This is a genomic window from Pigmentiphaga litoralis (assembly GCF_013408655.1).
Classification (GTDB): Bacteria; Pseudomonadota; Gammaproteobacteria; order Burkholderiales; family Burkholderiaceae_B; genus Pigmentiphaga; species Pigmentiphaga litoralis_A.
In genome coordinates, this window is sequence record NZ_JACCBP010000001.1 from 4,043,664 (window position 1) to 4,063,468 (window position 19,805).

Annotated in this window: 22 protein-coding genes; 8 read left to right on the top strand and 14 right to left on the bottom strand. The window is 63.8% G+C overall.

What is annotated here, in order from left to right; translation table 11 throughout:
* Positions 1-38: 38 nt before the first annotated feature.
* Both HD883_RS18435 and HD883_RS27750 read left to right on the top strand, forming a co-directional pair.
* Positions 39-1,361 carry a cation:proton antiporter gene (locus tag HD883_RS18435; RefSeq protein WP_179582791.1) on the top strand — a complete coding sequence of 441 codons (1,323 nt, stop codon included), beginning with the start codon at positions 39-41 and terminating at the stop codon, positions 1,359-1,361.
* 55 nt (positions 1,362-1,416) lie between these two features.
* Positions 1,417-1,551, top strand: coding sequence for a hypothetical protein (locus tag HD883_RS27750; protein ID WP_257022289.1), 135 nt, complete (start codon positions 1,417-1,419; stop codon positions 1,549-1,551).
* A 57-nt stretch (positions 1,552-1,608) separates the two neighbouring features.
* On the opposite strand, the gene HD883_RS18440 is transcribed toward HD883_RS27750, so the two are convergent.
* Together HD883_RS18440 and HD883_RS18445 are read right to left on the bottom strand one after the other, a co-directional pair.
* Positions 1,609-2,676: an SDR family oxidoreductase gene (locus HD883_RS18440; RefSeq protein WP_179582783.1), complete on the bottom strand. Its 1,068-nt coding sequence runs from the start codon at positions 2,674-2,676 to the stop codon at positions 1,609-1,611.
* A gap of 79 nt (positions 2,677-2,755) precedes the next feature.
* Positions 2,756-3,667 carry an AraC family transcriptional regulator gene (locus HD883_RS18445; protein ID WP_373563439.1) on the bottom strand — a complete coding sequence of 304 codons (912 nt, stop codon included), beginning with the start codon at positions 3,665-3,667 and terminating at the stop codon, positions 2,756-2,758.
* Between the two features lie 153 nt (positions 3,668-3,820).
* Here HD883_RS18445 and HD883_RS18450 point away from each other — a divergent pair, with 153 nt between their 5' ends.
* Positions 3,821-4,651 (top strand): oxidoreductase, encoded by an 831-nt coding sequence (locus HD883_RS18450; protein WP_179582779.1) that lies wholly within the window; start codon positions 3,821-3,823, stop codon positions 4,649-4,651.
* 184 nt (positions 4,652-4,835) lie between these two features.
* Here the strand turns inward: HD883_RS18450 and HD883_RS18455 are convergent, their stop codons facing one another.
* Genes HD883_RS18455 through HD883_RS18475 form a run of 5 tightly spaced genes read right to left on the bottom strand, consistent with a single transcriptional unit; the run spans position 4,836 to position 8,462 of the window.
* Positions 4,836-5,249 (bottom strand): RidA family protein, encoded by a 414-nt coding sequence (locus HD883_RS18455; protein WP_179582777.1) that lies wholly within the window; start codon positions 5,247-5,249, stop codon positions 4,836-4,838.
* A 2-nt stretch (positions 5,250-5,251) separates the two neighbouring features.
* On the bottom strand, positions 5,252-6,199 hold the full coding sequence (locus HD883_RS18460) for an alpha/beta hydrolase (RefSeq protein ID WP_179582775.1): 948 nt from the start codon (positions 6,197-6,199) through the stop codon (positions 5,252-5,254).
* 6 nt (positions 6,200-6,205) lie between these two features.
* Positions 6,206-6,640: a RidA family protein gene (locus tag HD883_RS18465; RefSeq protein WP_179582773.1), complete on the bottom strand. Its 435-nt coding sequence runs from the start codon at positions 6,638-6,640 to the stop codon at positions 6,206-6,208.
* 43 nt (positions 6,641-6,683) lie between these two features.
* Positions 6,684-7,499, bottom strand: a complete 816-nt coding sequence (locus HD883_RS18470) for a tRNA U-34 5-methylaminomethyl-2-thiouridine biosynthesis protein (RefSeq protein WP_179582771.1) — start codon at positions 7,497-7,499, stop codon at positions 6,684-6,686.
* 15 nt (positions 7,500-7,514) lie between these two features.
* Positions 7,515-8,462 (bottom strand): tRNA U-34 5-methylaminomethyl-2-thiouridine biosynthesis protein, encoded by a 948-nt coding sequence (locus HD883_RS18475; protein WP_179582769.1) that lies wholly within the window; start codon positions 8,460-8,462, stop codon positions 7,515-7,517.
* A gap of 440 nt (positions 8,463-8,902) precedes the next feature.
* On the opposite strand from HD883_RS18475, the gene HD883_RS18480 reads away from it, so the two are divergent.
* From HD883_RS18480 to nhaA, 3 genes are all read left to right on the top strand, one after another.
* Complete coding sequence (locus HD883_RS18480) at positions 8,903-9,772, top strand: alpha/beta hydrolase (protein WP_179582767.1); 870 nt, start codon at positions 8,903-8,905, stop codon at positions 9,770-9,772.
* A 47-nt stretch (positions 9,773-9,819) separates the two neighbouring features.
* A complete protein-coding gene (locus HD883_RS18485) occupies positions 9,820-10,791 on the top strand; it encodes a Bug family tripartite tricarboxylate transporter substrate binding protein (protein WP_179582765.1) in 972 nt (323 codons plus the stop codon).
* 169 nt (positions 10,792-10,960) lie between these two features.
* On the top strand, positions 10,961-12,139 hold the full coding sequence (gene nhaA / locus HD883_RS18490; protein WP_179582763.1) for a Na+/H+ antiporter NhaA: 1,179 nt from the start codon (positions 10,961-10,963) through the stop codon (positions 12,137-12,139).
* Here nhaA and HD883_RS18495 read toward each other — a convergent pair.
* The 3 genes from HD883_RS18495 to HD883_RS18505 form a co-directional block, all read right to left on the bottom strand.
* Entirely contained in the window at positions 12,057-12,518 is a 462-nt protein-coding gene (locus HD883_RS18495; RefSeq protein WP_179582761.1) for a response regulator, read from the bottom strand. The genes nhaA and HD883_RS18495 overlap by 83 nt on opposite strands.
* Positions 12,519-12,624: 106 nt before the next feature.
* A complete protein-coding gene (locus tag HD883_RS18500) occupies positions 12,625-12,975 on the bottom strand; it encodes a nuclear transport factor 2 family protein (protein ID WP_179582759.1) in 351 nt (116 codons plus the stop codon).
* Positions 12,972-13,721, bottom strand: coding sequence for an SDR family NAD(P)-dependent oxidoreductase (locus HD883_RS18505; RefSeq protein ID WP_179582757.1), 750 nt, complete (start codon positions 13,719-13,721; stop codon positions 12,972-12,974). Before HD883_RS18505 ends, HD883_RS18500 begins: the two co-directional genes overlap by 4 nt.
* A gap of 153 nt (positions 13,722-13,874) precedes the next feature.
* Here HD883_RS18505 and HD883_RS18510 point away from each other — a divergent pair, with 153 nt between their 5' ends.
* Entirely contained in the window at positions 13,875-14,783 is a 909-nt protein-coding gene (locus HD883_RS18510; RefSeq protein ID WP_179588470.1) for a LysR family transcriptional regulator, read from the top strand.
* 24 nt (positions 14,784-14,807) lie between these two features.
* Here HD883_RS18510 and HD883_RS18515 read toward each other — a convergent pair whose 3' ends face one another.
* The 4 genes from HD883_RS18515 to HD883_RS18530 are packed head-to-tail and all read right to left on the bottom strand — an operon-like array spanning position 14,808 to position 18,696.
* The gene (locus HD883_RS18515; protein WP_179582755.1) at positions 14,808-16,520 is read right to left on the bottom strand and encodes a PHB depolymerase family esterase; all 1,713 of its coding nucleotides are present in this window, start codon (positions 16,518-16,520) and stop codon (positions 14,808-14,810) included.
* 43 nt (positions 16,521-16,563) lie between these two features.
* Positions 16,564-17,343 (bottom strand): MBL fold metallo-hydrolase, encoded by a 780-nt coding sequence (locus HD883_RS18520; RefSeq protein ID WP_179582752.1) that lies wholly within the window; start codon positions 17,341-17,343, stop codon positions 16,564-16,566.
* On the bottom strand, positions 17,343-18,311 hold the full coding sequence (locus HD883_RS18525) for a Bug family tripartite tricarboxylate transporter substrate binding protein (protein ID WP_179582750.1): 969 nt from the start codon (positions 18,309-18,311) through the stop codon (positions 17,343-17,345). The genes HD883_RS18520 and HD883_RS18525 overlap by 1 nt, the downstream gene beginning before the upstream one ends.
* 31 nt (positions 18,312-18,342) lie before the next feature.
* Positions 18,343-18,696: an ankyrin repeat domain-containing protein gene (locus HD883_RS18530; protein ID WP_179582748.1), complete on the bottom strand. Its 354-nt coding sequence runs from the start codon at positions 18,694-18,696 to the stop codon at positions 18,343-18,345.
* A gap of 187 nt (positions 18,697-18,883) precedes the next feature.
* Between HD883_RS18530 and HD883_RS18535 the strand changes: the two genes are divergently transcribed.
* On the top strand, positions 18,884-19,783 hold the full coding sequence (locus tag HD883_RS18535; RefSeq protein ID WP_179582746.1) for a LysR family transcriptional regulator: 900 nt from the start codon (positions 18,884-18,886) through the stop codon (positions 19,781-19,783).
* The last annotated feature ends 22 nt before the right edge of the window (positions 19,784-19,805 follow it).

The following is a 19,805-nucleotide window of genomic DNA, read 5'->3' on the forward strand; positions in this document are numbered from 1 at the left end:
ATACGCAACCAGGCAGTCCCCCGCCACCCAAGGGTCCCATGCAGCTCCCCGTAGACTTTTCCCCCGACCCTTACATCCTCGTGCTGACGGGTACCGGGCTGTTGATTGCCCTGGTCGCCTGGTTGCCCCTGGCATTGCGGCGGCTGCCGCTGTCATTGCCTATTGTCTGCATTGCCTTGGGAGCCGGCATATTTCTGCTCCCGCAGGTAACTCTGAATCCCCTGCCGATCCGCTACCCCGAGATCACCGAGCGGTTTTCGGAATTCGTGGTGATCATCGCGTTGATGGGCGCCGGCTTGAAACTGGACCGCATCTTCAGCTTCCGCACTTGGGGCGTGACGTGGCGGCTGATCGCCATCACCATGCCATTGAGCATCGCCGCGATCACGCTGATTGCCGGTTGGGGAATGGGCCTGACGTGGACCGCCGCCCTGCTGCTGGGCGCCACCCTTGCTCCCACCGATCCCGTGCTGGCCGCCGACGTCCAGGTCGGGCCGCCCAAATCCGGCGATGAAGACAAGGTCCGTTTCGGCCTGACGTCGGAAGCGGGCATGAACGATGGCTTTGCCTTCCCCTTCGTTCACCTGGCCATCGTGCTCTCGCTGGCCGCCACGACCGGCGAACCCTGGCTTGCCAAATGGCTGACGTACAACGTGCTGTGGGAAATCGGGGCAGGCGTCGTCGGCGGCTACCTGATCGGACGCCTGTTCGGCTGGCTGACATTCCACGTGCCGGCCAAGACCAAACTGGTCAAGACCGGCGACGGACTGATCGCGGTATCGGCCACCTTCGTCTCGTACGGCCTGACGGAATTGATTCACTGCTACGGCTTTCTGGCCGTGTTCGTTACCGCGCTAACCTTTCGCCACGCCCATCGCGATCACGAATTCCAGCTGGAGATGCACGCGCTGACCGAACAGGTCGAACGCATCGCGATGATGATCCTGCTGATCCTGTTCGGTGGCGCGCTAGTCAGCGGCCTGCTGTCAGCGTTGAAGTGGACCGACGTGGTCGCGGTGATCGTCATCCTGTTGATCGTGCGTCCGGTGGCTGGCCTGATCGGGCTGATCGGACACAAGGCCGACTGGCAGGAACGGCTGACGCTGTCCTTCTTCGGGATCCGCGGCGTCGGCTCGATCTACTACCTGGCCTATGGCCTGAACCACATGGAGAACGTGCAGGACGCCGAACGCCTGTGGTCCATTGTGGGCCTGGTGATCCTGGTGTCGATCCTGATGCACGGTATTACCGTCACGCCAGTGATGCGCAACTTCGATCGCAGCCAAGGCCGCGATCCGGATGCAGAGGAAGCCACGCCGCCGCCGGGTCTGCAGGGGAAGGCGTCCGGCTCGAAGACTTGAGCGCGCATCACCGTTGAGGGGTCGGCCGGCCCTGGTGTGAGCAAGATAGTGGTCCGTGATCAAGGGCCGCCGCAGCACGACGCTGACGGTCGAACCGGTGCTACGCCTGACGTCGCGGTCGATGGCGCGAGATACGGTGCGCGCAGGCGCGGGCGTCGCGCGACTGCCGATCTCGTTGGTAGGGAACTAGGCGGCCTATCTGGCTCGGAATTGAGGGCGGCCCGAGTTCAAGCCGCCCCCCCAGGCCTCAAGGAATCAGCTTCTGCGCACGCAGCCGCTCGAACAGTTCAAAGAACGACGCATCGGTCGCCTGATACGCCGTGAACCCCAGGCGGCGGCTGTTGGCCATGTCGGTCATGACTTCCAGCGGACGGCCCAGGTCCAGGTCGGTGTGCCAGGCGGACGCGAGCCGATCCAGGTCGGGCTCGGCCAGGCCGTGGCGGGTCGCAATGTCGCGCCACAGGGGCGCGTCCTGCGCCATGGCCGTCTCCAGGGGCTGGATCTGCCCGTTGTAGCCGGCGGGCTCGACGCCGAACCACTCGGCCAGTTTCGGCCACAGCCAGCTCCAGCGGAACACGTCGCCGTTGACGATGTTGAAGGCCTCGTTCTTGGCGGCATCGGTGTCGGCGGCCCACACCAGCTGCTTGGCCAGCATGCGGGCGTCAGTCACGTCGGACAGACCCTTCCACTGCGCTTCGGATCCGGGGAACTGGAAGGGGCGGCCCGTTTCCTTGCAGATCGTGGCGTACACGGCCAGCGTCGTGCCCATGTTCATGGCATTGCCGACGGCCTGGCCGATGATTGAGTGCGGGCGATGCACGCTCCAGGTGAAGCGATCGCGCTCGGCGGCGGCGTAGACCTCATCTTCCTGCGCGTAGTAGAAGTTTTCCAGCGGCAGGCGCGGCTGGCTTTCGCGCAGGGGCGTGTCCGGCAGCGTACCGGATTTGGCATAGGCTTCGAAGGGGCCAAGGTAGTGCTTCAGGCCCGTGACCAGAGCCACATGGCGCACGCTTTTCCTGGCCGACAGGGCGTCCAGCAGGTTGCGCACCAGCGCGGCATTGACGCGTATGTTCTCGGCTTCAGTGTCCTGCCGCATCCACGTGGTGATGAAGACGTGGGTTGGCGCAACGTCGGCCAGCGCCGTGCTCAAGGCCTGCGGGTCCAGCAGGTCGGCGGCGACGTGCTGTACGTCGGGCAGATCACGGGGCGGCCGGCGCGACAGGCCGATCACATTCCAACCCTTGGCGAGCAGTTCGCGCGCAACATGGTTGCCGCCTATTCCTGTCACCCCTACAACCAGAGCGGTTCGTTGCATGCTGTCTTCCTTTCAATCAAATTAATGCAATGGTGTGGTGCAGCATTCTGCGTGCCTGCCCGTAAGCATCGGCGCAAGATCAATGCGACGAGACGAAGGTTGCGTCGTCGAACGCCGCGGGCAACGCAAAGCTCTGCCGCAGCCGGTTGGCCTCGGCCGCGGGCGTCAAGCCGAACAGCCGTTTGAATTCGCGGCTGAACTGCGACGGGCTGGTGTAACCCACGGCATGACTCGCGGCTTCGGCGGTCAGGTCCTGGCGCACCATCAACAGGCGCGCCTGGTGCAAGCGTGTCGACTTTACATACTGCATGGGCGAAACCTGGGTGATGGCCTTGAAGTGCGTGTGGAAACTCGGCACGCTCATCCCGGCCGCGTCCGCCAGCTCGGTCACCCCCAGTTGCTGCGCATAGCGTGCGTGAATCAGCCGCAGCGACTTTCCGATACGGCCGAACGGCCCCCGCGCCGCCAAGGCTTCACGCATCGAGCCGCCCTGCGCGCCCGACAGCACACGAAAGTACAGTTCGCGCAGCAAGGACGGGCCCAGCACCGCAGCCTCCAGCGGGTCATGCATCGCTTCCAGGAAGCGCAGCACGGACAGTTGCATGGCGTCGTCCATGGGCGTTGACATCATGCTCTGCGGCGGTTGCACGTTCCGGGCGGTACCCACACGATCGATCTGCGCCGCCACGTCGGCCGCCAGCGCGAAGTCCAGGTGCAGATACAGCGCAAGCAAGGGCTGCTCAGGCGTCGCATCCGTTTCCATGCTGAACGGCACGGGCACCGACACGGCCAGGTATTGCTGCGCGTCGTACACATATAGCTGGTCACCAAAGTAACCCCGCTTGCGGCCCTGGCAGACGATCACGACACCCGGGTCGTACAGGACAGGCGTGCGCGACAAAGGCCGGTCGGACCGCAGGATCCGCACACTGGGCAGCGGTGTCAGGCTGTAGCCTTCTACCGGCGCAAGTGTCCGCAACCGCATCACCATGCGTTCCTGGATGGCGGTGGGCAAGGGCGGACTCTTGGTGCTGGCTGACGCGTTGCTCATAGTTTTGTGCAAGAAAATCAGCGGATTTGCGCTTAATCTGCGTTGACCGTCAGACTAGCATGCATCCTCCATCCCTTTTCAGGAGAGCGCAGGATGCGCAGCAGGACCTTGCTCATTACCGGCGTCAGCAGCGGCTTTGGCCGCGCGCTGGCGCAAGAAGCTTTGGCCGCAGGCCATACCGTTGTGGGCACCGTACGTAGCGTGCAGGCGAAACAGGACTTCGAGTCCCTGTCGACCCATGCAGCGTTCGGGCGCGTGCTGGACGTGACCGACGTTGACGCCATTGACGGGGTCGTTGCAGAGATCGAGGCGACCGTGGGTCCGATCGATGTCCTGGTCAACAACGCGGGCTACGGTCACGAAGGCACGATGGAAGAATCGCCGATGTCGGACCTGCGGCGGCAGTTCGACGTCAACGTGTTCGGCGCGGTCGCCATGATGAAAGCGGTGCTGCCACATATGCGCGCACGCCGCCGCGGCCACATCGTCAACATCACGTCCATGGGCGGCTACATCACGATGCCGGGCATCACGTACTACTGCGGCAGCAAGTTCGCATTGGAAGGGATCTCGGAAGCGCTGGGGAAGGAGGTCGCCGCGCTCGGCATCGCCGTCACCGCCGTGGCGCCCGGCTCGTTTCGCACGGACTGGGCGGGCAGGTCCATGGCGCGCACGCCAAGGTCGATCCCTGATTACGACGCCATCTTCGATCCGATCCGCAAGGCGCGGGAGCAGGTCAGTGGCAAGCAGCTGGGCGATCCGGCCAAGGCCGCGCGAGCAATGCTCGCCGTCATCGCGCTCGACCACCCTCCCGCGCACCTCCTGCTCGGCAGCGATGCCTTGAAGCTGGTGCGGGAAAAGATGGCGGCGCTGGAACGCGACATCGCGGAATGGGAAGCGGTGACGGTCTCGACAGACGGGTGACGGTTTCGGCAACCGGGCGGCCCGGCAGGTACTCCGGCTCAAAAAAACCCGACTTTTTGCCACATCTGCGCATGGGGTATTGCGGTGGCAAATGTGGCAAATTTCGGGAATTTTTTAATTTCAGAAGCCTGCCCGGGTGCCCGCGTGGAACGACGGGCCGCCCGGATCCGCAGCAGATTTCGGGCTAGGCGCCCTGCGTCAGGACCAACTGGAACTCGATTTCAACTTCAGCGCCCAACGGCAGGCCGGCCACGATGACCGACGTGCGGGCCGGGGGCACCTCGTCCTTGAAAAGCTCTTCCCACGCCTGGTTCATGCTGGCGGCGCCATCGGGTGACGTGCAGAACAACCGGGCGACGACCAGTTGCGACAGCGACCAGCCCTGCTCTTGCAACAGGGCCGTGAAGTTGGCCAGGATCTGCACGGTCTGCCCGTAGGCGCCCCCCGTTGCCAACGCGCCGGTCGCCGGGTCGAGCCCGACGAGTCCGGACACGAACGCAAAGGGATGGGCCACGACTACCGGGCTGTACCGGAATCGGGGCGCAGGCAGCGCCTTGGTGGGGACGACGACGCGCGGGCTTGCGGGGGAAGACGCCATCATCATTTCACGAACGCTTTCGACGCTTTCACGATCGCGCCAGCAATGGCCGGGCTTTGCGTGTCTGCCGTCACGAAGTGACTGGAAGGGCAGGCAATGTCGTACGTCATGGTGTCGCCACCCTGCTTGCCCTTGTCCATGTACGACATGATGGATGCCAGCCGATCGCTTTCCTGCGTCAGGAAATACTGCGGCACGCCCAGCGGCAACAGGTCCACCGGCGACGCCACCGCATAGTTCTTTTCCCACTGCGGATCAGCGCCCGAATTCAGCAGCTCGGGAATGACCGTCTTGCCGCGCGGCAACGCGGCAAACGCACGCAGGTCAGGCGTGCCATCGAGCGACACCACACCGACCAGCTTGAGCGGCGTCGGCGCATAGCCCGGCGCCGAGGCGTTCAGCTTGTGACGGCCCGCCAGCCACAGCGCGTAATGTCCGCCCGACGAATGACCGATGGAAATGACGCGCTTCAGGTCGATCGGATAACGCTCCGCCAGCACGCGAACATAGTCGGCGGCAGCCGCCACCGACTTGAACGATCCGGGCCATTCGCCGCCGCTGCCCAGCCGGCTGTATTCGATGTTCCAGGTCGCGATGCCGGCGTCGGTCAGCAGCTTGGCCACCGGCGCGGTGTAGTCCGAGTTCACGGACGCTTTCCACGAGCCGCCGTGCACCACGATGGCAAGCGGGAAGGGGCCGGTGCCCTTGGGCAAACGCAAGTCGCCATACTGATCGAGGCCTTCGCCGTAGTAGACCCGCGTCGCGTCCTGCATGGACTGCGCGCCGCGAATCTGCAACTGACGGAACAACGCGACTTCATCCGGACGCATGCCGGCCGGCGAAGCGTTCGGGCACTGGCCGACCTTGTCGACCAGGGTCACATCGGCGGCGTGGGAGGCGGCGCTGGCGCAGGCCAGCAGCAATGCGGACAGCAGGGTTCGTTGGAACATGACTTCCTAGTGGTGAGTTGTTGTTGGCTTGTATGCGATGGCCTTGATCTCGATCGCCAGATGCGGATGCGGCAGCTGATGCACGGCCACGGTGGTGCGCGTCGGACCGTCGAAATCGAAGTACTCGCCATAGACTTCATTGAAGCCGCCGAAGTCATTCATGCTGACCAGATAGGCGCAGATCTCGACGACATCCCCCAGCCCGGCGTCCATGCTGGCCAGCACATCACGAATGTTCTCGATGACGGCACGAGTCTGCGCGCGGATATCCAGCGTTTGTGTGCCAAACGCATCGGCATGGGCGCCAACGAAGCTGCCATCGGGACGTCGTGAACTCGTGCCCGACACGAACAGGAAATCGCCCGCGCGTTTGATGTGGGGGAATCGGCCGCGGGGGACGGCCTTGCCTTCGACGACCTGCGCCTTCGTGTCAACTGTCATGATCTACCTTGTGAATCGATGGATATGCCTGGGCCTGCGGCCGTCAGGGCTTGAATTCGACGACCGCGCCACCGCTGCCGTACATGGGCCCGTAGCCATGCACCTTGGCCGCGCTGTAGCGGGACCCAAGCGCACCCAGCACCCAGTGCAGATGTTTCATGCCCATGTCCGGACGGGCGTGCTGTCCATAGTCGGGCAACATCGCGAGCACGTCGTCGGTCTTGGCGGACTCGATGGCACCGAGCAGACGCTTGTTCCACTCGTCGTGCTCCGGGTCCTGGATCCGGTCTTCCATCACGTCGATCTCTTCGCGGAACATGACGTTCGACAGACCGCCCACGCCGACCACGGCAAGCCGCTTGCCCTGCTCGGTCGCGCACTCGACCGCCGCCGCGGCAAGCCGCGCCGTGGTGTCGCCGTCGTGATAGAGATTGTTCGCTGCGGCCACCAACGGCAATGCCGATGTGCCGAAGTTCATCAGCGTGGCTGCGGAGATCGTGCCGGTATCGATAGGGAATCCGTCGTAGTCGACCCCGCGTGAACGGATGCCGTGACGGGTCGCTCCGGCCACGCAGGCCTCGGCCAGGTTCGTGTCGCACACCAGGTCGTAGGACTGCTCGCCATACTCGTACCAGTTCTCGTCCACATGCAGACCTGTGCTTCGTGCACGCGTCAGCCAGAGTTCATCGAGCACGGCGAACCACTGCGTGGAATACACCAGGACGGCATCGGGCCGTGACGCCGCCAGGGCTTCGCCCGCGCTTGAAAAGGCGGAGGCCAGGGCGCCCCAGGCCGGGACATCGGGGCGCAGTTGCGGCAAGGGCAGGCCCGGCACCAGAAAAGCGGAAACAACGGTCATATCTGGATCCTTGGCTCAGGCGGTGGCAGTGGCAGGCGCGCTTGTGGCAGCGTTGCCCGACTCGATGGACGATAGGCCGGCACGGTCCAGATTCCATTCCATGACCGCATTGCCGGTCCCGATGACCGTGCCATAGCCATGCAGCTCGGCGGCCAGTTCCGGATGACCCATCGCGGCGTGCATCCACGTGAATGCGCCCGACTTGAACTCGGCAAAGGCTTCTTCGATAAAGGTCGGCAGCAGATCGAAGGTCTCGCGCATCTTTCCCTTGCGCATCAGTTCGATCATGCGCATGTCCCACTTGTACCCGTCATACCTGACCGGGTGTTCCTTGGACATGTCTTCGGGAATCTCGGGCTCTTCATGAAAGTGCCAGTGCGACATCGTGTTGCTGGCGAGCAGGACGGCGCGCTTGCCGCTCTTGCGGATCGCCTCGCGCGTTGCCTGGCCCAGCAGCTCCATCTCTTCCTGGCCTTCCTGCGTATTCAGGTAGTACGGCGTGTTGTTTGCCGACAGGCCGACGATGGGGATGTCCCACTGCGGGCGGATCATGTGCAGCGTCGTGATCGTGCCGTAGTCCACGCGGAACTTCGGGTTGTTCATCATCTTGGTGATCAGGCCCCGGGCCCGGCCTTCATCGCAACACGCCTGCGCAAGCTCGACGTCGACTTCCAGTTCGAAGTCATAACGGAACAGGTTCGGGAAGATGGGATCGACCGACTTCCCCGACAGGTTCTTGACGCCCAGGAAGTGATGACCAACCTGCGTGATCCAGTGCGGCGAATGCACCAGCAGCACGTCCGGCTTCAGTTCGTCGAGGCTGGCGCGGGCGCGTTCATAGGCCCAACGCAATTGCTCCCAGCCGCCCTCGGACCGAGGTTCGTTCTGCGGAGGATTTTCGGCGTAGACAAGGTGAGGGGGGTGAGGGGCAAGAAAGCCCGCAAGAATTTTTCCGTCCGACATACATATCCTTTTTCATCGTGAAGCATCAATTGGATAGCTGTCTTCCCCGCTTTACCCGCGCGGCTGTGGAAGGCACCTGGACAACACCCGCGATGGGCATCGGCGATCTCGCTACGATCGCTTTCGTACGTATACGTCTCAATAATCCTAGTCTATGCAGTCATGCGGGACCAGGTCAAACAATTCCGCATGCCCGGCGCTACTGGTTTTCCCTAGCCATTGCTCGAAATGTCCGGACAGGTATGCTGCCTCCCCGCATGCTTGAGAGCCATACGGGGGTTCACTTCATGGATGAGCATGCCTGCAGGCGGCCGATATGCCGGCCGTGCTACGGTGGCAAGCATCAGCTGAACATACCCGAGCCTAACCGTCGACCGAAAAATAACGTTGACACGTATACGTACTTTCTTTAGCTTTGGCGGCTTCTACCGGAGATGCCCATGCGGTTTGCCCACCTGCCTCCACAGCCCCCGATCTTTCCGATCGAGGCGGAAGACTATGCCCGGTCCACACTGAGCCGATCCGACGCCGCCGCGCAGCAGTGCAAGCGTGTCGTCGACGTGGCCTATGGAACCGATCCGAAGCAGACCGTCGACCTCTATCTGCCGCAGACATGCCCGCCTGAAGGCGCGCCCGTGCTGGTGTTTGCGCATGGGGGCGCCTGGACGAACGGCTACAAGGAATGGATGGGCCTGCTAGCGCCCGCCATCACGTCCGCCGGCGCCATTCTGGTCTCCGTGTCCTATCGCCTGGCCCCCCAGCACAAATGGGACGAGATGGCAGATGACTGCCGGCAGGCCCTGGCCTGGGTGCATCGGAATATTCGCGAGCACGGTGGCGATCCGCAGCGCATCGTTCTTGGCGGACATTCGGCAGGCGGCCACCTGACCATGCTGACGGCGTGGCAAACGGAAAAGCTGGAAGCCGCAGGCGTTCCATCGTCCTGCCTGCGTGCGTGCGTGCCGTTGTGCGCGCCGCTGGACGTGCGGTATCCCGACCGGCAACCCGGAAGCGGCGAAGAACGCACGCACCAGATGGTGCTGCGCGATGCGTCGGAAGCGCCTGATGCCAGTCCGATCAGCCACCTGCATCGCGGCATGCCATTCACCTTGCTGGCCTATGCCACGAACGACTTCCCGCGCATCATCGCCGGCAATCGCGCCACCGCCGACGCCATGCGTCGCGACGCCATTGCGCATGACGTCCTGATCGTCGACGGCGACCACTTCAGCGCTGCGCTTGATATCGAATCCGCCACGTCTCCCTGGACGCGGCGTGTCATCGATCTGCTGTTTGCTTCTTCCAACTGACACCGGGTTAGCCGGACAACGGCGCACACATCGCCTGAGGACTCGCCATGAAATTGACACTGCTGCTGGGTATTGCACTGCTGGGAACTGCCTCCGTCGCCACAGCACAGGAATGGCCGAACCGGCCGGTCCGCCTGATCGTGCCGTATGGCGCCGGCTCCGGTCCGGATGCCGCCGTGCGTCCTCTGGCCGAAGGCCTCTCCAAGATCCTTGGCCAGACCGTGGTCGTTGAAAACTACGCCAGCGCGGGCGGCGTGGTCGGCACGCAGAACATTGCACGCGCCAAGCCCGATGGCTACACCCTGGGCTTCGGCAACAACATCACGCTGGCCGTGAACAAGAGCTTCTTCGACAACCTGTCCTACGACCCCGTCAAAAGCTTCGAACCGATCAGCCTGTTGTTTGAAAACGCGTACATGCTCGTGGCACGGCCGGACTTCCAGGCGAACTCGCTGAAGGACCTCGTCACGTATGCCAAAGCGAATCCCGGCAAGGTCAACTTTGCGTCGGGCACGGGTGTCGGATCGGGCAGCCACCTGACCGGTGAAATGCTCAAGTCGACCGCCAAGCTGGACATCACCCATGTGCCCTACAAGACCGGCGCGCAGGCCTTGTCGGATCTGGTCAGCGGGCGTGTCGACATCATGTTCGACAACGTGAATGGCGTGCAGCAGTTCATCGCCAACAAGACGCTGAAGCCTCTCGCGGTCACCAGCGCGCAGCGCCTGCCGCAATACCCCGACGTGCCTACCATGGCCGAGTCCGGCTTTCCCGGATTCGAAGCCGTGGCCTGGGGCGGCATCATCGCCCCGGCAGGCACGCCCAAGCCCATCATCGCCAAGATGAACGCCGCCATTGCGCAGGCCCTGAAGAGCCCCGAGGTGGTGAAAGTGAACGAGACGATGTCGCTGCGCGTGATCCCGTCGACCCCGGAACAGTTCACGACCTACATCGCGTCGGAAACCGACAAGTGGGCCAAGCTGGTCAAGGCGTCGGGGGCCAAGGCATCGGCGCCCTGACGCCATGACCGCGCGGCAGGAACACGGACAACACTTCGTGACAGATGCCTGGTTCCTGCTGCGCTAAAATACTTAACAAGGACGTGCTGCGTGTGCTTTGAATTCGGGTGAAAAACCCGGGTTCATAAAAACGGAGAACCTGTTGAACTTCATATAGGAACTCCTCAGCATGCCTGACCGCACGCCCTATTCCCTCGCGCGTCCTACCCGTTATCTCCAGTCCCTGCTGGCCCACAGCGCCGCAGGCGGCGTGATCCTCATGATCACCGCTGCACTGGCCATTCTTGTTGCCAACTCCCCGCTTGCCGACCTGTACCAGCGCACCCTTGCGTCGTATGTGGGCGGGCTGTCCGTGCTGCACTGGATCAATGATGGCCTGATGGCCGTCTTCTTCCTGCTGGTCGGCCTCGAGATCAAACGCGAAGTGCTGGAAGGCGAGCTTTCATCCTGGCCGCGTCGCATCCTCCCGGGCAGCGCAGCGCTGGGCGGCATGATCGGCCCCGCGCTGATCTACCTGGCATTCAACCTCGGGCCCACCGGCCACCCCAGCGGATGGGCCATTCCCGCGGCCACCGACATCGCCTTTGCATTGGGGGTGCTGTCGCTGCTCGGGCCGCGCGTGCCGGTGTCCTTGCGCGTTTTCCTGATGGCACTCGCCATCATCGACGACCTGGGCGCCGTGGTCATCATCGCGCTGTTCTACACCACGTCTTTGGATGCCGTCGCGCTGGGCGGCGCGGGCCTCGTCACTCTGGCACTGATCGCCTTGAACCGCGTCGGCGTCAACCGCCTGCTGCCGTATATCGCGCTGGGCGCGCTGCTCTGGCTGCTGGTGCTGCTGTCAGGTATCCACGCGACCCTGGCCGGCGTCATCCTGGCCTTTACCGTGCCGCTGCGCACGCGGTCCACACCCGACGCCGGATCGCCCTTGCTGACGATGGAACACGGCATCCAGCCCTGGGTCACCTTCCTGATCGTTCCCGTATTCGGCTTCGCCAATGCCGGCGTATCGTTCGCGGGCATGAGCCTGTCGGCGCTGATGGAACCGGTGCCGCTGGGCGTGGCGCTGGGCCTGTTCGTGGGCAAGCAATTGGGCGTCTTCCTGACCAGCGCCGCGGTCATCGCGCTCGGGCTGGCCACCCTGCCGGCGCAAGCCACCTGGAAGCAGATGTATGGCCTGGCGGCGCTGTGCGGCATCGGCTTCACCATGAGCCTGTTCATCGGCCTGCTGGCCTTTCCCGATTCGGCCCCGCTGCAGGATCAGCTCAAGCTGGGGGTGCTGGCGGGGTCGCTGATATCGACGCTGCTGGCGGTACTGCTGCTGCGGTCGCGCCAGCCGGCTGGTTGATGAACGCAATCAATTCCTGGCTGCCGACCGGCTTGCAGAAACGCCGGTCGATGCCCGCCTGGAACGCCAGGTGTTTGTCCCCGCGGCGCCCATGCCCCGTCAACGCGGCGATGGTCATGGCGCCACCACGCGGGTCCGCCCGCAGCCGCCGCGCCAGCTCATAACCGTCCATCCCGGGCAGATCGATATCCAAAAGGACCACGTCGGGCCGGATGTCCTGCGCCGCCAGCAGCGCCGCCTGCCCGTCGTTCGCGGTGCTGACCGCATGCCCCGCGCCTTCCAGCAACTGCGCAAGAATCTCGACCATCATCGTGTCATCATCGACGATCAGAACGCGCTTGCCTGGCGCCGATGACGACGGTGTTTCTTGCGGGCTCATTGCGGCTTCCCTGTGGATCCAGCGTGAGTAATTGGTTAGATTCTACTGGCTCACGGCCGGATCGGTGGGTGACCGCCCTAAACGGGCTGGAAGGCCACTGTTGACGTCATCCCCCCGCGTCAATGAACACGTGCAACGTCGCCAGCAAGCCCTCCCGGATTGTGAAGATATCTTCTCCACGAACCCGATCCGGATCCTCTGGCGGGCCGTAGCCCCACACGACCCGACCCAGGCCGTGGTTCCACACCACCGGTTCCGGCGTGAAGACGAAGCCGGCGTTCTCACGCTGGACCCTGTCGATCAGATCGTTGACCTTGGCGAACCCGGTCACTTCGCCCTCGTAGTCGGCAACGACCACGTCGGGACGGTAGACAGCCGCAAAACGCGGCAGCCGGGACGCGGGATCGGGATCATTCCAGATCGCGAAGTGGGCGTCGATCAAGTCTTGCGCGCTCATACCTGTGCCATCCCGCCATCGACGAACATCTCGGTGCCGTTCACGAAGCTGGCCGCGTCCGAGGCAAGAAAGGCCACGACTTTGGCGATCTCGCCGGGCTCGCCCAGGCGGCCCAGGGGGATCTGCGCGGCCAGGTAATCGAACAGGCCCTGGCGTTCCGCCTCGGTGGCCAGACCGCCCAGACCGGGCGTGCGAACCGGCCCGGGACTCACGGCGTTGATGCGGATCCCGCGGTCTTTGAGGTCAAGCGCCCAGGAGCGCGCAAAGTTGCGCACCGCGGCCTTGCTGGCGCTGTACACGCTGAAGTTGGCGGTGCCCTGGATCGATGCCGTCGACGAGGTCAGGATGATCGACGCGCCATGCGTCAGCAACGGCAGGGCCTTCTGCACGGTGAACACCAGCCCGCGCACATTGGTGCCAAAGATGCGGTCGAAGTGTTCTTCGGTGATCGCGCCGAGCGGCAACATGTCGCCGCCGCCTGCGTTGGCGAACAGGATGTCGAGCCGGCCGGCCTGCTTCGCGATCTGGGCATAGACGCGGTCCAGGTCGGACAGCACCGATGCGTCGGCGCGGATGGCCGTGGCCGCGGCGCCGATCGTGGCTGCGGCCGCGTCGAGTTCTTCCTGCCGGCGTCCGGTAATGAATACCCGTGCGCCTTGCCGCGCGAGTTCCTGAGCCGCGGCCAGGCCGATGCCCGAACTGCCTCCGGTCACCAGGGCAATCTTGTCGTTCAAAGTGTGTTCCATCTTGCGCTCCAAATCGTTGAGTTGTTTCGTGGCTGCGATGCCATGGATCTCACTGTAGGAGCGCACCATTGATGGAAAAAGGGCGTGCAATGGAAAGACTATCTACATGGATGGATAATGCAAGATACATCGACCGGTCAAGGCAGGCAGAACATGGATCAATTGCTGGCAATGCGCGTGTTCGCGCGGGTCGTTGAGACCGGCAACTTCACGCGCGCGGCCGACGCGCTGGACATGCCCAACGCCACGGTCAGCAAGCTGGTGCAGGAACTGGAATCGCATCTGAACGTGCGCCTGCTTCAGCGCACGACGCGGCGGGTCACGGTCACGGCCGAAGGCCAGGATTACTACGCCAAGGCCACGCGCGTTCTGCATGACCTGGACGACATCGATGCGTCGTTCAATGTGGCGCAAGGCAAGCCCCGCGGCCACCTGCGGGTGGACATCGGCAGCTCGACCGCCAGCTGTGTGCTGATTCCGCTCCTGCCCGATTTCATGAAGCGCTATCCGGACATCCGCATCGACCTGGGCGTGTCCGATCGCGCCGTCGACCTGATCAGCGACAGTGTCGACTGCGTGATCCGCGGCGGGCCCATGGACGACTCGTCACTGGTCGCGCGGCATATCGGCTGGGCCACCCTGATCACGTGCGCATCTCCAGCCTACCTGAAGCAGCATGGCGTGCCGGCCTACCCTGAAGAACTCAGGAACGGCCACAAGCTGATCAGCTATGTGTCGACGCAAAGCGGCCGCGCCTTTCCGTTCCGCTTCGAACGCGGCGGCGAGAAAACCGAACTGAAGATCGAACACCGCATGGGCATCAACGAAAGCACGGCGCACCTGGCCGCCTGCGTGGCGGGCCTGGGCATCGTGCAGACCTTTGACTATGCAGCCGCAAACGACTTGAAACAGAAGGCGCTGGTGGAGATCCTGAAGCCGTGGCGCCCCGCCGCCTACCCCTTCCATGTGGTGTATCCCAGCAACCGGCATGTCACGCACCGGTTGCAGGTATTCATCGACTGGTTGATGGCGCGGTTTCCCGACAAGGTGGCGGGGCGCTGAGACGTCAGCCCCGACTATGCAACGTCAGTCCTGCCGCTGCAACGCGCCATTGGGCGCGCGGGAATACTTCGACAGCATCTGTTCCCACATCAGCCTGGCCTGCCCGGGATGCCAGAAGTGCCCGATCTTGTCGGTCACCTGCCAGCGATATTCCGCCAGGCCATCGGACCATACTTCGATCTTTCGGCGGCCATCGACAATGTTGACGGGTGGCCCCTTGTGCTTGTTGACGGTCGACCGCCAGAACTCGCGCGCTGCGGGTTCGCTGCCCGGAAATTCGGAGTCCAGTTCGTCACCCCCGCGGCATTGCCAGACCGGCATGGCAATGTCGGTTCGCACGATAGGATTGGCGTAGCTTGCCGCGCCAAGGTGGCCCGAGTAGCAAAGGGCCAGCGCCGCAAAGAGATTGGGCTGCTGGACTGCGATGCGGTTGCTCATCGCGGTGCCCATCGACGATCCGTTCAGATACACCCGTGTCGTGTCGATGTTGTAGGTCTTGGTGACCTCGGCATACAGGTCCTGGAAGAACAGCATGTCGCGCGCGTCAGCTTCCATGGGCACCGCCCACGTCGCGCCGATGCCCTGCGGGAAGACGACGATGAAGCCCTTTTCTTCCGCGACCTTGGGCCACTCGGTGATCAGCGCCTGGAACCGGGCCGAACCATTGCGGCCATGATAGGAAAAGAGCAGCGGCACCTTCTTGCCTGACGCCTTGAGCGCTTCATAGTTCGAGGGCACGTAGGTGAGCCAGCGGCGCGTGCTGCCCGGACGCAATTCCTTGACGGCCTCAACCAGTTTCATCGATGCAATGGTCTGGTTGGCATGCAGCGTGCCGTTCACGCGGGTGTCATCGGCAAAGCGCACCACGCCATCGAACATCGAATTCCAGATCATCCGCGTGACGGCCCTTCCGTCCGCGGTCACGCCGGGCTTCAACGACGATATCCGGACTTGCTGCAGGGGGTTGGCCTGATTGGCGTAGGTTGTATCTGTTGCCAGGTCCGTGGCCTGGACCTTGGGGGCCTGGTCCGTCTCGTTCGCTTTCTGCCAGTAGGCGGCCTGCAGGGTCTCGGTGGTAGTGAGCGGTGTGTCGGCGGACCGGATGATCCAGGCGCCCATGGCGGAAGGGGGCAGGTCCGTGCGGTTGAAGGTCGGCGCCGGCGCGACTCCGTTGATCGACGCCACGGCCGCCGCCAGGTTCGGCGCCCGCATGGCGAGTTGCTGCGCCAGTGCCCCGCCCGTGCCCGTCCCGGTCAGGTAGGTGGGAATGGTGGCAACCAGCGCGTACTTGGTGCGCATGGCTGCCGCCACCGCGTTCACGTAGGCCAGCTCGTCGCCCGCATTGGCGTCGCCCGTCAGGTTCCACTTCGATTGCGCAGCGTTGGGGAACGCGACCACAAAGCCATGCTCGTCGGCCAGTTCCGTCCACCGGGTCCGCTGCGCATAGGCGTTCCCATCGCTGCCATCGTCATGCAGCGCAATCACGACGCGCACTCCCCGCGCATCGTATTCCCGCAGATCGGCCACCTTGGCCGGCGCGTATTCGACATAGCTGCGCTCGACACCGTTCACCGTCACGGTCGCCGCGTTCACCGCCACCGGCGTCGAAGGTTCCTGCGTGGCCGGCGGACTGGTGCCGACAGGGTCGTTGCCGCCCCCGCCGCCACAGGCGGTCAGAAGCACCGTGGACGTGGCAAACAGTGCGGCAAGGATTGCGCGCGTGGAATTCGTGGTCAAGATTTGTCTCCTCATGGCACACCAGGCTTTGCGCCTTTTTTGATCATTCGTCTCGGTACTGCGCCCACGGGCCACCGTTCCCCGTCAGGTCAAACAAGGTGGTGGTTTCCATCGTTTCAGAGAACCAGGCTTCGATGCCTGCCCGCCGCTCACCCTGATACAGCGGCTTGCCGTCGGCATCCAGCGTCATGCTCAGGTCGTGTCCCGGGATCAGGATGGTGCCCGGTTGCGCGCGCCAGTACTGCCAGATCGTTTCGATGCTGCGCGCGCTGACGGCGGCGTCCAGCGTCATGGCCACGTCCTTGGACAAAAGCTCGGCACGGTTCTTTGCCGCATCACCGGTGAACAGGATGGGCTGCGGATTGCCCGTGAAGTAGTACGCGAGATGACCAGGGGTGTGGCCTGGCACGTCCACCGCCTCGAAGTGATCGATGAACCGTTGCCCGCCTTCCAGGCGATTCACGCGCGGCAGAATCGACAGTTCGCGGGCATGCAGTTCCGCAAGCGGATTGAAGCCGGGCTTTTCAGCAACAGCCCACTCCAGTTCCTTGCGGCCGATCCACACGGTGGCATCCGGAAACAGCGTGAAGTTGCAGGCATGATCGTGATGCGCATGCGTCAGCACGACATCGGTCACGTCGGTTGGCGACACCTTGAGCCGCGTCAGCTGCTTGCCGATCTCGGGACGCGTCGCATACCCGCCTGCGTCGACCAGGATCGTGCGGCCTTCACCGCGAAGCAGGGTGACGGTGCTCCACCCCAGCCCGCCATGACACACGGCGCGGCCGGGAAAGCCTTGGACCAATACATTCACCTCGTACATCATTCTTCCTTGATGTTGGCGTCGCTGACGAGCTTGCGATAGAACGCCAGTTCGCTGGCGATCAGGCTTTTGAACTCGGCCGGCGAACTGCCGACCAGGTCGTTGCCGCCGTCGGTCTTGAGCGCCTTGATGACCTCGGGCGCCTTGATCGCCTTCTGCACGCCTGCATGCAGACGCTCGATGATCTGTGGCGGCGTCTTCGCAGGTGCGAGCAGGCCCACGAACTGCGTGATCTCGTAATTCTTGTAGCCAAGCTCGCGCATGGTCGGCACATCGGGCAGCGACGCCGTGCGCTGCGGTCCCGACACGGCGATCGGCCGCAACTTGCCCCCTTGCACTTGCGGCACTGTCGTCATCACTGTGTCCCACGTGAACGACAGCTGGCCCCCCAACAGATCGGCCAGCGCCGGCGCGGTGCCCTTGTACGGAATATGGTTGAGCTTTGCATCCATTTGCAGCGCCAGCAATTCACCCGCCAGGTGGCCACCCCCGCCCACGCCCGACGATCCGTAGGTCAGCGCGCCGGGCTTTTCCCTGGCTTGTTTTGCCAGGTCCGGAAGCGTGGTGATCTTCGATGCCGTGGGCACGACCAGGACGTACTGATACGTGATGATCTGGCTGATCGGTTCGAAGTCCTTCACGCTGTCGTACGGCACCTTCTTGTACAGGACCGGGTTCACGACCAGCGGGCTGCTGGGCGCAACCAGCAAGGTGTAGCCATCGGGCGCCGCCATGCGGGCCGCTTCAAGACCAATGATGCCGTTGGCGCCCGGCTTGTTTTCCACCACGACCGGCGTCTTCAGATCGTCCGACAGCTGCTTGGCGATCAGGCGCGCCGTGATGTCGGCGTTGCCCCCCGCCGCGAACGGCACGACGACCTTGATCGGGCGGCTCGGCCAGCTTTGCGCCGACACGGCGGACGTCAAGGCAAGCGCAAGGCTGCCCAAGGCGAGTGCTACGGTTTTCATGCTGTCTCCTGATTCTTGTTGTTGGTGCGGGTCATGCAGGCAGGCGTTGCACCACCTCGGTCATGCCGCATTCCTGCGCCCTGTCCCGGGCGGTCTGCCCTTTGCCATTCCGTAGCGCCGGGTCTGCGCCCCGCGCCAGCAGCATCGACACCGCATCGAAATGACCGGTGTAGGCCGCGCCATGCAAAGGTGTGTTGCCAAGGGGCGTCTGCAGGGTCGGGTCGGCACCGTGATCGATCAGCATGCTGATGATTGCGGTGTGCCCTGCCTTGGCTGCCAGGTGCAGCGCCGTATGCCCGTCCGCTGTCTTTGAGTTGGCGTCCACGCCGTCTTTCAGCAACTGTTCGCACACGTCCACCTGCCCGGCTTCGGCGGCGTGCAGCAATGCATGGGCTGGCTCCGGACTGGCTCCGGGCTTATCATTCGAGGCACTGCCTGGGTGGGTGCTGGAGCGCATTCCCATGTTGTGCATGACGGGTCTTCTCCTCTGAAACGCTTTTCAATAGTGAGGTTTTTCGCCATTTACAACCAATGCTAATTTCTTCTCAAACCATGCACTGGACGAACCGATCATGAATCTCTTGTGGCTTGAAGACTTTCTGGCGGTAGCGGCCACAGGCAACTTTTCGCGTGCAGCGGAAGACAGGCACTGTTCGCAGCCGGCATTCAGCCGCCGCATCCGTGCGCTGGAATCGTGGGTGGGGGTCGAGCTGCTCGACCGCAGCTCCCAACCCGCTGAACTGACCGAGGCCGGCGAATGGTTTCGCACGGTAGCCACGGACATCCTGGCGCGCGTTGCGCGCGTACCCGAAGAGGCCCAGCGGCTAGCCGAAGCCAACTCGGCCACGCTGCGCCTGGCGGCCACGCACGCGCTGTCGTTCACCTTCCTGCCGCGCTGGTTGCGCAGCCTGGAATCGAACACGCCGCTCGGTCCGGTGCAGCTGATGTCGGACGTGCTGCAGCGATGCGAAGCACTGATGTTGAATGGCAAGGTCCAGTTTCTCCTGAGCCATGCCCACGCGGCCGCGCACGGCGTGCTCGACTCCGCGCCATTTACGTCAACGCAGATCGGCACCGACGTGCTGCTTCCGCTATCCGTGGCCGATGGCCAAGGCAATGCCATGCACCCGCTGCGCGACGAGGCAGGCCATGTGGTGCCCATCCTGCGCTACAGCGACGAGTCCGGCCTGGGCCGCATCATGCATGCGCTGCTCGATCGGCGCCTGGACCAGTTCACGAACCGCACGGTGTTCACCGCGCACCTGGCCTCGGTGCTGCGCCCCATGGTGCTCGATGGCCGCGGCATCGCATGGCTGCCCAAGACGCTGGTCGAAGACGACCTGCGCAGCGGCGCCCTCGTCCCCGCGGCCGGACCGGAATGGAGCATTCCGGTGGCGATCAAGCTGTACCGCGACGATAAGTTCCTTGGGTCGAGCGCGGAACGGCTGTGGCAGATGTTGAATACGGGCTAGGCGCCGCGCGGGGCCTGGCCTC

What these genes read in the sequence shown, in the direction of transcription:
- HD883_RS18435 (WP_179582791.1), top strand. Translation starts at nt 39, where the DNA reads ATGCAGCTCCCCGTAGACTTTTCCCCCGACCCTTACATCCTCGTGCTG.
- HD883_RS18440 (WP_179582783.1), bottom strand. Translation starts at nt 2,676, where the DNA reads ATGCAACGAACCGCTCTGGTTGTAGGGGTGACAGGAATAGGCGGCAAC.
- HD883_RS18445 (WP_373563439.1), bottom strand. Translation starts at nt 3,667, where the DNA reads ATGGTGATGCGGTTGCGGACACTTGCGCCGGTAGAAGGCTACAGCCTG.
- HD883_RS18450 (WP_179582779.1), top strand. Translation starts at nt 3,821, where the DNA reads ATGCGCAGCAGGACCTTGCTCATTACCGGCGTCAGCAGCGGCTTTGGC.
- HD883_RS18455 (WP_179582777.1), bottom strand. Translation starts at nt 5,249, where the DNA reads ATGGCGTCTTCCCCCGCAAGCCCGCGCGTCGTCGTCCCCACCAAGGCG.
- HD883_RS18460 (WP_179582775.1), bottom strand. Translation starts at nt 6,199, where the DNA reads ATGTTCCAACGAACCCTGCTGTCCGCATTGCTGCTGGCCTGCGCCAGC.
- HD883_RS18465 (WP_179582773.1), bottom strand. Translation starts at nt 6,640, where the DNA reads ATGACAGTTGACACGAAGGCGCAGGTCGTCGAAGGCAAGGCCGTCCCC.
- HD883_RS18470 (WP_179582771.1), bottom strand. Translation starts at nt 7,499, where the DNA reads ATGACCGTTGTTTCCGCTTTTCTGGTGCCGGGCCTGCCCTTGCCGCAA.
- HD883_RS18475 (WP_179582769.1), bottom strand. Translation starts at nt 8,462, where the DNA reads ATGTCGGACGGAAAAATTCTTGCGGGCTTTCTTGCCCCTCACCCCCCT.
- HD883_RS18480 (WP_179582767.1), top strand. Translation starts at nt 8,903, where the DNA reads ATGCGGTTTGCCCACCTGCCTCCACAGCCCCCGATCTTTCCGATCGAG.
- HD883_RS18485 (WP_179582765.1), top strand. Translation starts at nt 9,820, where the DNA reads ATGAAATTGACACTGCTGCTGGGTATTGCACTGCTGGGAACTGCCTCC.
- nhaA (WP_179582763.1), top strand. Translation starts at nt 10,961, where the DNA reads ATGCCTGACCGCACGCCCTATTCCCTCGCGCGTCCTACCCGTTATCTC.
- HD883_RS18495 (WP_179582761.1), bottom strand. Translation starts at nt 12,518, where the DNA reads ATGAGCCCGCAAGAAACACCGTCGTCATCGGCGCCAGGCAAGCGCGTT.
- HD883_RS18500 (WP_179582759.1), bottom strand. Translation starts at nt 12,975, where the DNA reads ATGAGCGCGCAAGACTTGATCGACGCCCACTTCGCGATCTGGAATGAT.
- HD883_RS18505 (WP_179582757.1), bottom strand. Translation starts at nt 13,721, where the DNA reads ATGGAACACACTTTGAACGACAAGATTGCCCTGGTGACCGGAGGCAGT.
- HD883_RS18510 (WP_179588470.1), top strand. Translation starts at nt 13,875, where the DNA reads ATGGATCAATTGCTGGCAATGCGCGTGTTCGCGCGGGTCGTTGAGACC.
- HD883_RS18520 (WP_179582752.1), bottom strand. Translation starts at nt 17,343, where the DNA reads ATGTACGAGGTGAATGTATTGGTCCAAGGCTTTCCCGGCCGCGCCGTG.
- HD883_RS18525 (WP_179582750.1), bottom strand. Translation starts at nt 18,311, where the DNA reads ATGAAAACCGTAGCACTCGCCTTGGGCAGCCTTGCGCTTGCCTTGACG.
- HD883_RS18535 (WP_179582746.1), top strand. Translation starts at nt 18,884, where the DNA reads ATGAATCTCTTGTGGCTTGAAGACTTTCTGGCGGTAGCGGCCACAGGC.